Below are 13,452 nucleotides of genomic sequence, written 5' to 3'. Positions count from 1 at the left end.
GCCCACCCTACGGGCGCTCCTGCTCCTTGGAGATCAGCCTGCCCTCGCGGAAGCACAGCTTGTAGAGCAGGTCCGCGTCGTGCGAGCTGCGGAAGCGCGAGCAGCTGTCCACGCCGAGCTGCCCGAACCCGTACTGGTCGAACACCTCCTCCTCGGTGGTGACACCCACCCGCAGCGAGTCGAAGTACGGCGCGTTCATCTGCGTCGGGTTGAACAGCGCGAAGACCAGCAGCACGATCAGCGCGCCGCTGATCGGCAGCAGCGCGAGCAACCCCAGGCAGCCGCCGCCGAGCACCCGCGGCACGGTCAGCACCTCGGCCGCGAGCGGCGGCGGCACCTCCTGCACCTCGGCGGCGAACTGGTCGGCCTGCGATGCCGGGTGCAGCGGCACGTCCGCCGCCACCCGGAAACCGCCCTCGTGCGGCGGTCCCGCGCTGAACGCGCCGCCGAGCAGCCCGACCCGTTCCTCCAGGCCGGCCAGGCCGCGCCGGGTGCCCCTGCCGGGCACGGTGGTGGTCGGTCCGTTGAGGACCTGGATCCTGGCCCGTCCGCCCTGAACGGCGACCTGCACCCTGGTGCGGGCCTTCGGCGCGTGCTTGCGGACGTTGCTCAGCGCCTCACCGACCACCCGGTGCACCGCGCGCCGGGTCCGCGGGTCGGCGCCGTGCAGGTCGTCGCCGGACCAGTCGAGGGTGACCGCGACGCCCGCCGCGGCCGCGTTCTCGACCAGGTTCGCGATGTCGGTCCTGGTGCCGGTGTCCTCGTCGAGCGACTCGGGTTCGGGGTTGGTCCGCAGCACGCCGAGGATCTCGCGCAGCTCGGCCATCGCGAGCGAGGACGTGGTGCGGATCAGCTCGGCCTGCTCCTGCAGCTGCGGTGCCCTGCGGGCGGTCGTCAGCTCCAGCGCGCCGGCGTGGATGGAGATCAGGCTGAGCCGGTGGCCGAGCATGTCGTGCATCTCGCCCGCGATGTGCGCGCGTTCCTCGGAACGGGCCGACGCGGCGGTGAGCGCGCGCGCTCGTTCCAGGTACTCGTTGCGTTCCCGCAGGAGCCGGACCATCGGCCTGCGGCGGCCGAGCAGCATCCCCGACACCGCGGGGAAGAAGATGAAGAAGACCGACCCGACCGCCGCGGCCAGCAGCGACTCGGCCGGTGGCGTGGTGCGGTAGCTCTCCTGCAGCAGGCTGAACCCGCCTTGCAGCACCGTCATGAGCCCCAGCAACGCCCACAGCCGGCCGAACCGGGAGACGCGCCGGCACGCGGCGAAGACCACGAACATCGTCACGGCCTGCGCCCACAGGTTGTTGACCGCGAACAGCGGCGCGGTGAGCAGCAGCGCCCACTCCGGCCGCAGCGGCGCGAGCCACACCAGCACCGCGACCCACAGCGCGGTCGCGACGGTCAGCGCCGGGTGCGGGACCGGCGCCAGCGGTGCGAGCAGCGGCACCAGACCGACCAGGAACGCCAGCACCGGCCACGCGACCCTCACCGCGCCAGCTCCCTCTTCGTCGTCAGCAGGCCCTGCCGGGTGAAGCAGAGCTCGAAGTCGTGCCCGTCGTCGTCGCGCACGGGGTAGCGGTAGCAGCCGGGACCGTCGGCGGGCACGCCGAAGCCGTGCGTCTCGGTCACCTCGGCCTCGTGCGTGACCGCCACCCGGTAGCCGTCGAACTCCTGCCGGGTCATCTCGCCGCGGCCGAACACCGCGATCACCACCAGCACCAGCACCGTGCCCACGGCGGGGACGACGGCGAGGACGCCGAGGCAGCTGCTGCCGACCACCCGCGGCACGGTGAGGACGTCGGCGGTGACCGGCGGCGGCGCTTCCGCGACGGCACCGGTCGCGCCCGTCTCCTCCTGGACCACCGGGTGCGCCGGCAGGTCGGCCGCCACCCGGAACCCGCCCGCGAGCCGGCCCGCGTCGAACTGCCCGCCGATGAGCGTGACCCGTTCCTCCAAGCCGATGAGCCCGCGCCGGGTGCCGCCACCGCGGGGTTCGCCGCTCGGGCCGTTGACCACCTCCACGCGCACCCGTTCGGCCACGTGCACCGACACGCGGGTCTGGGCTGACGGCGCGTGCTTGTGCACGTTCGTGAGTGCTTCACGCACGACCCGATGAACGGCCCTGCGCAGCCGTGCGTCGGCATCGGCCAGATCGTCGCCCGTCCACCGCAGGTGCACGGAGACGCCCGCGTCCTGCGACGCCGCCACGAGCCGTTCGACGTCGGCGCGCGTCCCGGCGTCCTCACCGGTCTCGGTGGCCGTGCCGAGAACGCCGAGGATCTCGCGCAGCTCGTCCATCGCGACCGCGGAGGTCTTGCGGATCAGCTCCACCTGCTCGCGCAGCTCCGGTGCCTGCTCGGCGGCGGCGGCCTCCAGTGCGCCCGCGTGCGCGGTCAGCTGCCGGAGCCGGTGGCTGAGCACGTCGTGCATCTCGCTCGCGATGTGCGCCCTGGTGTCGGACCTGGCGGTGCTCGCGGTGAGCACACGCGCGTGCTCCAGGTAGTCGTTGCGCTCCATCAGCACCTGCGTCAACGGCTTGCGGCGCCCGACGAGCGCACCGGCCACGGCCGGGAAGACCAGCAGGAACACCACCGAGAACCCGGTGCCGAGCAGGTACTCGGTGACGTTGTCGCCGTTGAGCCACGAGTGCAGCCCGCCGAACCCGGCCTGCAGCGCCGCGGTCGCGGGCACCAGCAGCCACAGCTGCCGGGCGGGGACCGTCCTGGCCACGCGGAAGACCACGAGCGAGGTGGGCGCGATCGCAAGCAGGTTGTTGACCGCGTGCAGGGGAGTGGTGAGCAGCAGCGCCGCCCGCGGCCAGCGAGCACTGACCGGCACCACCGCAGCGGCCCACACGGCGGAGGCGACCACCAGCCACGGCGCGGCGGGCCGGCCGAGCGGTGTCATGAGCGACATCAGCGCCAGCAGCAGGGCACCGCCCGCCCACAACCCGTCGCGCAGCCTCACGTTCACGGCGATCATCCTCGCCGACCGCCCCGGTGGCGCCCAGCGCCACCCGACCCCAATCCCCCAGCCACCCGGCCACGTTTTGCCGGCACGCGGGGACCCCGCGTGCCCCAGGAGAGTACGAAAGCTCCCCGCGTGCACCAGGAGGGTACGAAAGCTCCCCGCGTGCACTTTCAGTTGAGTGAGTTTGCATGGGCGTGCATAATCATTCGTATGACAGTGAGGATCGCGGTCGCGGGCGCCAGCGGGTACGCGGGTGGCGAGCTGCTCCGCCTATTGCTGGGCCACCCGGACGTCGAGATCGGTGCGCTCACGGCCAACAGCAGCGCCGGTGACCAGCTGCTCAAGCACCAGCCGCACCTCCTGCCGCTCGCCGACCGACAGCTACAAGACACCACAGTCGACACCCTCAGGGGGCACGACGTGGTGTTCCTCGCACTTCCGCACGGCCACTCCGCCGAGCTCGCGGCCCAGCTCGGCGACGACACCGTCGTGATCGACTGCGGCGCCGACCACCGGCTGACCGACGCCGGCGACTGGACCCGCTGGTACGGCGGCACGCACGCGGGCTCGTGGCCCTACGGCCTGCCCGAACTGCCCGGACACCGCGAGAAGCTGGTCAACGCGCGCAGGGTCGCCGTTCCCGGCTGCTACCCGACCGTGTCGTCGTTGGCGCTCGCACCGGCCGTGGACCTCATCGAGGACGAGGTCGTCATCGTCGCCGTGTCCGGCACGTCCGGCGCCGGCAAGTCGCTGAGGACGAACCTGCTCGGCTCCGAGGTCATGGGCTCCGCGAGCGCGTACGGCGTCGGCGGCGCGCACCGGCACACGCCCGAGATCACCCAGAACCTGAGCGGCGTGGCCGGTCGGCCGGTCAAGGTCAGCTTCACGCCGGTGCTGGCGCCGATGTCGCGCGGCATCCTCGCCACGTGCACCGCCACGTTGCGCGACGGCGGTGACGTCCGCACTGCCTACGAGAAGGCGTACGCCGACGAGCCGTTCGTCCACCTCCTGCCGGAGGGCAGGTGGCCGACGACGAACGCCGTCCTCGGGTCCAACGCCGTCCAGCTGCAGGTCACCGTCGACACGGACCTGAACCGCCTCGTGGTCGTGGCGGCCGTCGACAACCTGGCCAAGGGCACCGCCGGTGCCGCCGTTCAGTGCATGAACCTCGCTCTCGGCCTGCCGGAGACGACCGGCCTCTCGACCGTTGGAGTCGCACCGTGAACCGCAGCAAGGGCGTCACCGGGCCCCAGGGCTTCCGCGCGGCCGGAGTCGCCGCCGGGATCAAGGAGTCCGGTGCCCTCGACCTGACCCTCGTCGTGAACGACGGGCCGCAGGACGCCGCCGCGGGTGTCTTCACCACCAACAAGGTGAAGGCCGCGCCCGTGCTGTGGTCGCAGCAGGTCGTCCAGTCCCGCCGGCTCACCGCGGTGGTGCTCAACTCCGGCGGCGCCAACGCGTGCACCGGCCCCGAGGGCTTCCAGGACACGCACGCCACCGCCGAGAAGGTCGCCGAGGTGCTCGGCACGGGCGCGGTCGACGTCGCCGTGTGCTCCACCGGCCTGATCGGTGAGCGGCTGCCGATGGACAAGGTCCTCACCGGGGTCGAGACGGCCGCGAAGGAGCTCGCGTCGTCGCAGGAGGCCGGTCTCAACGCCGCCACCGGCGTGATGACGACGGACAGCCGCCCGAAGCAGTCGTGGAAGGACTCCGGGCAGGGCTGGTCGATCGGCGGGTTCGTGAAGGGCGCGGGCATGCTCGCCCCGAACATGGCCACCATGCTGTCGGTCCTCACCACCGACGCCAGGATCTCCGGCGAGGAGCTGGACCGGGCGTTGCGCGCGGCCACCTCCAGGACCTACGACCGCCTCGACGTCGACGGCGGCACCTCGACCAACGACACCGTGCTGGTGCTCGCCTCCGGCGCCTCGGGCGTCGAGCCGTCCTACGAGGACTTCCTCGCGCTGCTCACCGAGGTCGCGGGCGACCTGGTCAAGCAGCTGCAGGGTGACGCCGAGGGCGTGACCAAGGAGGTCAGCATCACGGTGAAGCAGGCCGCCACCGAGGCCGAGGCCGTTCTCGTCGGGCGCACCGTCGCCGAGGACAACCTGGTGAAGACCGCGCTGTTCGGCTCGGACCCCAACTGGGGCCGGATCGCGATGGCGCTGGGCCGGGCCGACGCGCAGATCGACCCGGACGTGCTGCAGATCCTGATCAACGGCGTGTCGCTGTACCGCAACGGGACCCGCGACCGCGACCGGTCCGAGGCCGACCTGTCCGGCCGTGACATCGAGATCGTCATCGACCTCAACGTCGGCGAGGCCGAGGCCACGATCCTCACCACCGACCTGTCCCACGACTACGTCGAAGAGAACAGCGCATACTCATCGTGAACGCACAGGAAAAAGCGGCAGTTCTGGTCGAAGCGCTGCCGTGGCTGGAACGCTTCCGCGGCGCGCTCGTGGTCGTGAAGTACGGCGGCAACGCCATGGTCGACGACGAGCTGAAGAAGGCGTTCGCCGAGGACATGGTGTTCCTGCGGCTGTGCGGCCTGCGCCCGGTCGTCGTGCACGGCGGCGGCCCGCAGATCAAGTCGATGCTCGACCGGCTCGGCATCCACAGCGAGTTCCGCGGCGGCCTGCGCGTGACCACGCCGGAAGCCATGGACGTCGTGCGGATGGTGCTCGTCGGCCAGGTCGGGCGCGAGCTCGTCGGCCTGATCAACCAGCACGGCCCGTACGCGGTCGGCATCTCCGGCGAGGACGCGCACCTGTTCACCGCCACCCGCCGCGGCGCACTCGTGGACGGCGAGGAGGTCGACATCGGCCTCGTCGGCGACATCACCAAGGTCAACCCGGACGCGGTGCTCGACATCGTGCGCGCGGGCCGCATCCCGGTCGTGTCGTCGGTGGCGCCGGACGTCCAAGGCGTGCCGCACAACGTCAACGCGGACACGGCGGCCGGCGCTCTCGCGGTCGCTCTCGGCGCCGAGAAGCTCGTCGTGCTCACGGACGTCGAAGGTCTGTACGCGAACTGGCCGGACCGCTCGTCGCTGCTGAACCAGGTCCGCGCCTCCGAGCTGGAGCGGATTCTGCCGGGCCTGGACAGCGGCATGATCCCGAAGATGGAGGCCTGCCTGCGCGCGGTGCGCGGCGGCGTCCCGCAGGCGCACGTGATCGACGGCCGGCTGGCCCACAGCGTTCTGCTCGAAGTCTTCACCTCCGAAGGTGTCGGAACCATGGTGTTGGGGGACAAGTGACCACGCGTTGGCAACAGTCCATGATGGACAACTACGGCACACCGTCGCTGCAGCTCGAACGCGGTGAGGGCGCGCACGTCTGGGACGCCGACGGCAACCGCTACGTCGACCTGCTGACGGGTCTCGCCGTCAACGCGCTCGGCCACGCGCACCCGGCGATCGTCGAGGCGGTCTCGACGCAGATCGCGAAGCTCGGCCACACCGGCAACCTGTACGTCAACGAGCCCGCCCTGAAGCTGGCCGAGCGCCTGCTCGACATCGCGGGCGAGCCCGGCAAGGTCTTCTTCTGCAACTCCGGCGCCGAGGCCAACGAGGCGGCGCTGAAGATGGCCCGCCTCACCGGCCGCACGAAGGTCGTCTCGACCGTCGGCGGGTTCCACGGCCGCACGATGGGCGCGTTGACGCTCACCGGCCAGGAACCCAAGCGCGCGCCGTTCGCACCGCTCGTCCCCGGTGTCGAGCACGTCCCGTTCGGTGACGTGGCCGCACTCGAAGCCGCGATCGACGACGACACGGCGGCGTTCATCGTCGAGCCGATCCAGGGCGAGCAGGGCGTCGTCGTCGCTCCGGCGGGCTACCTCCAGGAGGTCCGCCGGATCACCGCCGAGCACGGCGCGCTGTTCATCCTCGACGAGGTGCAGACCGGCATCGGCCGCCTCGGCACGTGGTTCGCGTTCCAGCAGGCCGGGATCGTGCCGGACGTCCTGACGCTCGCCAAGGGCATCGGCGGTGGCCTGCCGCTGGGCGCCACCATCGGCTTCGGCGCGGCGGCTGAGCTGTTCAAGCCCGGCCACCACGGCACGACCTACGGCGGCAACCCGGTCTGCTGCGCCGCCGGGCTCGCCGTGCTCGACACGATCGCCTCCGAAGGCCTGCTGGAGCACGTCTCCGCGGTGGGCAAGGAGATCGCCACCGGTGTCGAGGCGTTGCACCACCCCGCGATCACCGGGGTCCGGGGAGCTGGCCTGCTGCTCGGCATCACGCTGCGCGAGGCGGTCTCGGCGAAGGCCGCGGCGGCCGCGCAGAAGGCCGGTTACCTCATCAACCCCATCCAGCCCGACGTGCTGCGGCTCGCCCCGCCGCTGGTGCTGGACGAATCCGACGCGCAGTCGTTCGTGGCCGCGCTGCCGACCTTCTTCGAGGAGCAGGCGTGACTCTGCGGCACTTCCTCCGCGACGACGACCTGACGACCGCCGAGCAGGCCGCCGTCCTCGACCTCGCGGACACCTACAAGGCCGACCGGTTCACCGCGAAGCCGCTGGCGGGCCCGAAGTCCGTCGCCGTGATCTTCGAGAAGAACTCGACCCGCACCCGGCTGTCGTTCGAGGTCGGCATCGCCCAGCTCGGCGGCAACCCGGTGATCATCGACGGCCGCTCCATGCAGCTCGGCCGCGAGGAGACCATCGAGGACACCTCGCGGATCCTGTCCGGGTACGTCGACGCCGTGGTGTGGCGGACGTTCGCCCAGGCCCGCATGGAGGCGATGGCCTCCGTGTCGCGGGTTCCCGTGGTCAACGCGCTGACCGACGAGTTCCACCCGTGCCAGGTGCTCGCCGACCTCCAGACGATCCGCCGCCGTTACGGCACGCTGGCCGGCCTCACGCTGACGTACCTCGGTGACGGCGCCAACAACATGGCGCACTCGCTGCTGCTGGGCGGCGCCACAGCCGGGATGCACGTCCGCATCGGCGCACCGGCCGGGTTCGTGCCGAACCCGCAGTTCCTGGAGGACGCCAAGAAGCGGGCGGCCGAGACCGGCGGCTCGGTGGCGCTGATCAGCGACCCGCGCGAGTCGGTCGACGGCTCCGACGTGCTGGTCACCGACACGTGGACGTCCATGGGCCAGGAGAACGACGGCAAGGACCGCGTCGGCCCGTTCCGGCCGTACCAGGTGAACGCCGACCTGCTGGCCGCGACCGGCAAGCCGGACTCGACGGTGCTGCACTGCCTGCCCGCGCACCGCGGCTGGGAGATCACCGACGAGGTGCTCGACGGCCCGCAGTCGCTGGTGTGGCAGGAGGCGGAGAACCGGCTGCACGCCCAGAAGGCGCTGCTCGTGTGGTTGCTGGAGCAGTCGTCATGACCCGCACCGCCCGGCAGGGCCGCATCGTCGAGATCGTCAGCCAGCAGGCCGTCCGCAGCCAGTCCGAGCTCGCGAAGCTGCTGGCCGCGGAAGGCATCGAGGTCACGCAGGCCACGCTGTCGCGCGACCTCGACGAGCTCGGCGCGGTCAAGCTGCGCGGACCCGACGGCGGTGCGCCGGTCTACGTGATCCCGGAGGACGGCAGCCCGGTGCGCGGCGTGCAGGGCGGCACCACCCGGCTGGTGCGGCTGCTCAGCGAGTGGCTGGTGTCGGCCGACTCGTCGGGCAACCTCGCGGTGCTGCGCACCCCGCCCGGCGCCGCGCAGTTCCTGGCCAGCTCGCTCGACCGGGCCGCGCTGCACGAGGTCGTCGGCACGATCGCCGGCGACGACACGATCCTGGTCGTGGCCCGCGAGCCGATGACCGGCGCGGAGCTGGCCGAGCGGCTCACCGCGCTGGCCTCGGTCAACGGCGATGAATGACCACCCGGTGCACGCCGTCGTGACGTTCGACGAGGGCGTGCCGGTCGCGGTGGACGGCGAGACGCTGACCGTGCCCGAGGCCGTGCGGGAGCTGAACTTCCGCGCCGGCGTGGTGCGGTCCAGCCTCGGTTCGGTGGCGCTGCGGGTGGCGCGGACGGCGATCCGCGGTGGCTCCGGCGAGGTCGACATCACGCTGTCCGAGGGGCGCGTGGTGGGCATCGTCGCCCGTTCGGAAGAATCCCTCTACGACTTCGCTAGCTGAAAGTTGCGTGCAATGAGTTCCTTGTGGGGTGGCCGGTTCGAGTCGGGACCGGCCGAGGCGATGGCCCGCCTGTCGCTGTCGACGCACTTCGACTGGCGGCTGGCGCCGTACGACATCGCCGGCTCGCGTGCGCACGCCCGTGTGCTGCACGCGGCGGGCCTGCTCACCGACGACGAGCTCGCCGGCATGCACAAGGCGCTGGACGAGCTGCTGGCCGACGTCGAGTCGGGCGCGTTCACGCCGGTGCTGGAGGACGAGGACGTCCACACCGCCCTGGAACGCGGCCTGATCGACCGCGCGGGAGCCGAGCTGGGCGGCAAGCTGCGCGCCGGCCGGTCCCGCAACGACCAGGTGGCGACGCTGTTCCGGATGTGGCTGCGCGACGCCGCCCGCCGGGTCGCCGCGGGCGTGCTGGACGTCGTGGACGCGCTGGCGGGACAGGCCGAGACGCACTTCGGTGCCGTCATGCCGGGCCGCACCCACCTGCAGTCCGCGCAGCCCGTGCTGCTCTCGCACCACCTGCTGGCGCACGCGCACTCGTTGCTGCGCGACGTCGACCGCCTGCACGACTGGGACAAGCGCGCGGCGTTCTCGCCGTACGGCTCCGGTGCGCTGGCCGGCTCCTCGCTGGGCCTCGACCCCGCGAAGGTGGCCGCCGACCTGGGCTTCTCCGCACCGGTCGAGAACTCCATCGACGGCACCGCCGCACGCGACTTCGCCGCCGAGATCGCGTTCGTGCTCGCCATGGTGAGCGTGAACCTGTCGCGGATCGCGGAAGAGGTCATCATCTGGACCACCGCCGAGTTCCGGTTCGCCGTCCTCGACGACGCGTGGTCGACCGGCTCGTCGATCATGCCGCAGAAGAAGAACCCGGACGTCGCCGAGCTGGCGCGCGGCAAGTCGGGCCGGCTGATCGGCAACCTCACCGGGCTGCTGGCGACGCTGAAGGCCCAGCCTCTCGCGTACAACCGCGACCTCCAGGAGGACAAGGAGCCGCTGTTCGACTCGGTCGAACAGCTCGAACTGCTGCTCCCGGCGTTCGCGGGCATGGTCGCGACGCTCAAGTTCGACGTCGACCGGATGGCCTCGCTCGCGCCGGCCGGGTTCACGCTCGCCACGGACATCGCGGAGTGGCTGGTGCGCGAAGGCGTCCCGTTCCGCGTGGCGCACGAGGCCGCGGGTGCGTGCGTACGCGCGGCGGAGTCCCGTGGCGTGGGCCTGGAGGACCTCACCGACGAGGAGTTCGCGGCGATCTCGCCCGCGTTGACGCCTTCGGTCCGTTCGGTGCTCACGGTCGAGGGCTCGATCGCGTCCCGCAACGCCCACGGCGGCACGGCACCCCCGCGGGTCCGCGAACAGCTGGACGCGTTGATGGCCAAAGCATCGGCGGCCCGTGAGTTCTAGGCTGCTCACCCGGGAGGAGCTGGCGGTCGACCCGGTCGACGCGTCCCGGCTCCTCCTGGGGTCCTTCCTGGAGACCGGCGGCGTGCGCGTGCGCATCGTCGAGGTGGAGGCGTACCGGGGCGGCGACGACCCGGCGTCGCACTGCTACCGCGGCAAGACGCCCCGCAACGAGGTCATGTTCGGCCCGGCCGGCCATCTGTACGTGTACTTCGTCTACGGCATGCACTTCTGCGCCAACGTCGTGTCGCTGACCGACGGCGTGCCCGGTGCGGTGCTCTTGCGCGCGGGAGAGGTCGTCGAGGGCGAGGACATCGCGTTCTCCCGCCGCCCGGCCTCGCGTTCCGCGGCGGAACTGGCCAAGGGACCCGCACGGCTGTGCAAGGTCCTCGGGCTGGACCGCGGCTCCAACGGCCTCGACCTGACGTCTGCTGACTCGCCGGTGCGGTTGTACGCGGGCGACTCGGTGACGACCGTGCACTCCGGACCGCGCGTGGGTGTCGCCGTGGCGATGGACGTGCCGTGGCGGTTCTGGATCGACTCCCCGTCCGTGTCGACCTACAAGCGCGGCGGGAAACGGCGCGCGAACCCGGCACCGGAGTCGAGCTGACCCGTTCGGTGAGGACGGGACGGGCGGGGTGACGCGCTCGGCCACCCCGCCGCCGTCGGCTACGGCCGCACCGTGGTCCTGCGGTACCAGGCCCTGCGGTGGTCCACCGGCAGCGCCAACCGGGTGATCAGGCTCGTCAGCAGCGTGCCGATGAGCAGCCAGAGCACCGCGGCCAGGCCCTCGTTGAACAGCACCGCCACCTTGGGGCTGTCCGGCGTGAACAGGCCCTCCAGGCCCAGGGTGATCCCGTCCGCCCAGCCCGCGACGAACTGGAAGAACCCGTTGGTCGCGTTGGCATCGGCGATCACCAGGAAGATGTGCACCAGAAGCACGATGGCGAACACCCAGCACATGACGTCGATGACCGCGCAGACGCTGTGCACGGTGCGCACCTTGCGGTACGTGTCGTCGCGGCGCTCGACCACTTCCTCGACGACCGGCTCGTTCACCCGCTCGTTCACGCGCGGCAAGCGCTCGGTGGGCCGCCGTAACTCCGCATCACGTGGGTCTGTCATGGCGCTGGCGTACCCGTCCGCGTACCGGGTCGAAACACGTTGGACCAGGTAGGCGACAATGAGACGCGTGAGCGAGCACATCCTTGACGAACTGTCCTGGCGCGGCCTGATCGCGACGTCCACCGACCTCGACGCACTCCGGAAGGACCTGGCCGCCGGCCCGCTCACCCTCTATTGCGGTTTCGACCCGACGGCGCCGTCGCTGCACGCGGGCAACCTCGTGCCGCTGCTGATGCTGTCGCGGTTCCAGCGGGCGGGCAACCGGCCCATCGTGCTGGCCGGCGGTGCCACGGGCATGATCGGCGACCCGCGCGACACCGGCGAGCGCACGCTGAACTCGCTCGACACCGTCGCCGAGTGGGCCGACCGGATCCGCGGCCAGCTGGAGCGGTTCGTCGAGTTCGACTCCTCGGCCACGGGCGCCGTCGTCGAGAACAACCTCAACTGGACCGGCCAGGTCACCGCGCTGGAGTTCCTGCGCGACGTGGGCAAGCACTTCTCGGTCAACGTCATGCTGTCGCGGGAGACGGTGAAGCGCCGGCTCGAGTCGGACGGCATGTCCTACACCGAGTTCAGCTACCTGCTGCTGCAGTCGAACGACTACCTGGAGCTGCACCGCAAGTACGGCACCTCGCTGCAGATCGGCGGCTCCGACCAGTGGGGCAACATCGTCGGCGGCGTCGACCTGATCCGCCGGGTCGAGGGCAAGCACGTGCACGCGCTGACCGCACCGCTGGTCACCGACGCCGAGGGCCGCAAGTTCGGCAAGTCCACCGGCGGCGGCAACGTGTGGCTCGACCCGGAGATGACCTCGCCGTACGCCTGGTACCAGTACTTCGTCAACGTCGGTGACGCCGACGTGCTCCGCTACCTGCGGCTCTTCACGTTCCTCTCCCGCGAGGAGCTCGGCGAGCTGGAGCGGGAGACGGCGGAGAAGCCGCACCTGCGCTCGGCGCAGAAGCGGCTCGCGCAGGAGTTCACCGACCTGGTGCACGGCAAGCGCGCGACGGAGCAGGTGCAGCTGGCCTCTCAGGCGCTGTTCGGCCGGGGCGAGCTGCGGGACCTGGACGAGTCGGTGCTGAAGGCCGCCCTGGCGGAGGCGCCGACCGGTGACGTCCGGCTCGCGGACGAGCCCACGATCGTCGACCTGCTGATCGCCGGTGGGCTGGCGGACAGCAGGGGAGCCGCGCGGCGCACGGTGAACGAGGGTGGTGCCTACGTGAACAACGCGAAGGTGACCGACGAGGAGTGGAAGCCGTCGTCGTCGGACCTGCTCCACGGTGAGTGGTTGGTCCTCCGCCGGGGGAAGCGCAACAACGCCGGCGTGCGGGTAGCGCTCTGACCTGGGTCTACAGCTGTCCGAAGGCCGTCTGTCCCGCACGGGGCGGGCGGCCTTCGATCTTTCTGAACGTGATCGCGGTCACAGTGTGCAGGGGATCGGGGCTGCGATAGCGTGTTCGTGGGTCCTGTACGGGGCTGTTGACCTGCGGTTTCACCACCGCGGGTGAACGGTTTGCCCCCGATTTGACCCCGAGTTGGCGTGCGTGTAACTTTCTCCATGTCAGCGCGGAACGGGCCGGGAACACCGGAACGGAGCGCGACGAGGGTCACGAACCAAGCTTCCACGGACTGTGGTAGAGTGGGTGACCGAGAAACGACGAAGACCCAGCCGGTAGCTCGTCTGAGCTCAGAGGCCAAGGGCGTCGGAAGTTTCAACAACAAGCTTATGTACGACACAGCCTCGGATCGAGTCGCCGTGCGGCGGACCGTGATGATGAGCGCGTGTTCTTTGAGAACTCAACAGCGTGCCGATAACACAGCCAGTAATATGAATACTCCTCGTCAGGAGTATTCCTTTGAGTAGCTAGAC

13 protein-coding genes are annotated in these 13,452 nt (G+C 71.0%); 10 read left to right on the top strand and 3 right to left on the bottom strand.

Going from position 1 to position 13,452, the window contains the following annotated elements; all coding sequences use genetic code 11:
- Positions 1-7: 7 nt before the first annotated feature.
- Positions 8-1,489 carry a sensor histidine kinase gene (locus ACZ7CD_RS37750; RefSeq protein WP_360397861.1) on the bottom strand — a complete coding sequence of 494 codons (1,482 nt, stop codon included), beginning with the start codon at positions 1,487-1,489 and terminating at the stop codon, positions 8-10.
- Positions 1,486-2,973: a sensor histidine kinase gene (locus tag ACZ7CD_RS37745; protein ID WP_470380763.1), complete on the bottom strand. Its 1,488-nt coding sequence runs from the start codon at positions 2,971-2,973 to the stop codon at positions 1,486-1,488. Before ACZ7CD_RS37745 ends, ACZ7CD_RS37750 begins: the two co-directional genes overlap by 4 nt.
- Before the next feature lie 207 nt (positions 2,974-3,180).
- Between ACZ7CD_RS37745 and argC the strand changes: the two genes are divergently transcribed.
- From argC to ACZ7CD_RS37700, 9 genes are read left to right on the top strand one after another with little or no spacing between them, the layout of a single operon-like run.
- The gene (argC, locus tag ACZ7CD_RS37740; protein ID WP_470380762.1) at positions 3,181-4,194 is read left to right on the top strand and encodes an N-acetyl-gamma-glutamyl-phosphate reductase; all 1,014 of its coding nucleotides are present in this window, start codon (positions 3,181-3,183) and stop codon (positions 4,192-4,194) included.
- Positions 4,191-5,363, top strand: a complete 1,173-nt coding sequence (gene argJ, locus ACZ7CD_RS37735) for a bifunctional glutamate N-acetyltransferase/amino-acid acetyltransferase ArgJ (protein ID WP_470380761.1) — start codon at positions 4,191-4,193, stop codon at positions 5,361-5,363. Before argC ends, argJ begins: the two co-directional genes overlap by 4 nt.
- Positions 5,351-6,229 carry an acetylglutamate kinase gene (gene argB, locus ACZ7CD_RS37730; protein WP_470380789.1) on the top strand — a complete coding sequence of 293 codons (879 nt, stop codon included), beginning with the start codon at positions 5,351-5,353 and terminating at the stop codon, positions 6,227-6,229. The genes argJ and argB overlap by 13 nt, the downstream gene beginning before the upstream one ends.
- A gap of 20 nt (positions 6,230-6,249) precedes the next feature.
- Positions 6,250-7,383 (top strand): acetylornithine transaminase, encoded by a 1,134-nt coding sequence (locus ACZ7CD_RS37725; RefSeq protein WP_360397887.1) that lies wholly within the window; start codon positions 6,250-6,252, stop codon positions 7,381-7,383.
- The gene (gene argF / locus ACZ7CD_RS37720) at positions 7,380-8,312 is read left to right on the top strand and encodes an ornithine carbamoyltransferase (protein WP_360397869.1); all 933 of its coding nucleotides are present in this window, start codon (positions 7,380-7,382) and stop codon (positions 8,310-8,312) included. The genes ACZ7CD_RS37725 and argF overlap by 4 nt, the downstream gene beginning before the upstream one ends.
- Positions 8,309-8,794, top strand: coding sequence for an arginine repressor (locus ACZ7CD_RS37715; RefSeq protein ID WP_360397871.1), 486 nt, complete (start codon positions 8,309-8,311; stop codon positions 8,792-8,794). Before argF ends, ACZ7CD_RS37715 begins: the two co-directional genes overlap by 4 nt.
- The gene (locus ACZ7CD_RS37710) at positions 8,787-9,056 is read left to right on the top strand and encodes an argininosuccinate synthase (protein ID WP_458430904.1); all 270 of its coding nucleotides are present in this window, start codon (positions 8,787-8,789) and stop codon (positions 9,054-9,056) included. The genes ACZ7CD_RS37715 and ACZ7CD_RS37710 overlap by 8 nt, the downstream gene beginning before the upstream one ends.
- A gap of 12 nt (positions 9,057-9,068) precedes the next feature.
- Positions 9,069-10,460, top strand: coding sequence for an argininosuccinate lyase (gene argH / locus ACZ7CD_RS37705; RefSeq protein WP_360397873.1), 1,392 nt, complete (start codon positions 9,069-9,071; stop codon positions 10,458-10,460).
- A complete protein-coding gene (locus ACZ7CD_RS37700; protein ID WP_470380760.1) occupies positions 10,450-11,067 on the top strand; it encodes a DNA-3-methyladenine glycosylase in 618 nt (205 codons plus the stop codon). Before argH ends, ACZ7CD_RS37700 begins: the two co-directional genes overlap by 11 nt.
- Positions 11,068-11,126: 59 nt before the next feature.
- On the opposite strand, the gene ACZ7CD_RS37695 is transcribed toward ACZ7CD_RS37700, so the two are convergent.
- Positions 11,127-11,528, bottom strand: coding sequence for a hypothetical protein (locus tag ACZ7CD_RS37695; RefSeq protein ID WP_470380759.1), 402 nt, complete (start codon positions 11,526-11,528; stop codon positions 11,127-11,129).
- A 121-nt stretch (positions 11,529-11,649) separates the two neighbouring features.
- Between ACZ7CD_RS37695 and tyrS the strand changes: the two genes are divergently transcribed.
- Positions 11,650-12,924, top strand: a complete 1,275-nt coding sequence (gene tyrS, locus ACZ7CD_RS37690; protein WP_360397879.1) for a tyrosine--tRNA ligase — start codon at positions 11,650-11,652, stop codon at positions 12,922-12,924.
- The last annotated feature ends 528 nt before the right edge of the window (positions 12,925-13,452 follow it).

The organism is Lentzea sp. NPDC036949, from assembly GCF_055608075.1.
This window is presented reverse-complemented; position numbering and strand designations above follow the sequence as displayed.

Excerpts from the sequence above, each read along its gene's own strand:
- argH (WP_360397873.1), top strand. The coding sequence starts at position 9,069 with ATGAGTTCCTTGTGGGGTGGCCGGTTCGAGTCGGGACCGGCCGAGGCG.
- ACZ7CD_RS37725 (WP_360397887.1), top strand. The coding sequence starts at position 6,250 with ATGATGGACAACTACGGCACACCGTCGCTGCAGCTCGAACGCGGTGAG.
- argC (WP_470380762.1), top strand. The coding sequence starts at position 3,181 with ATGACAGTGAGGATCGCGGTCGCGGGCGCCAGCGGGTACGCGGGTGGC.
- ACZ7CD_RS37715 (WP_360397871.1), top strand. The coding sequence starts at position 8,309 with ATGACCCGCACCGCCCGGCAGGGCCGCATCGTCGAGATCGTCAGCCAG.
- ACZ7CD_RS37710 (WP_458430904.1), top strand. The coding sequence starts at position 8,787 with ATGAATGACCACCCGGTGCACGCCGTCGTGACGTTCGACGAGGGCGTG.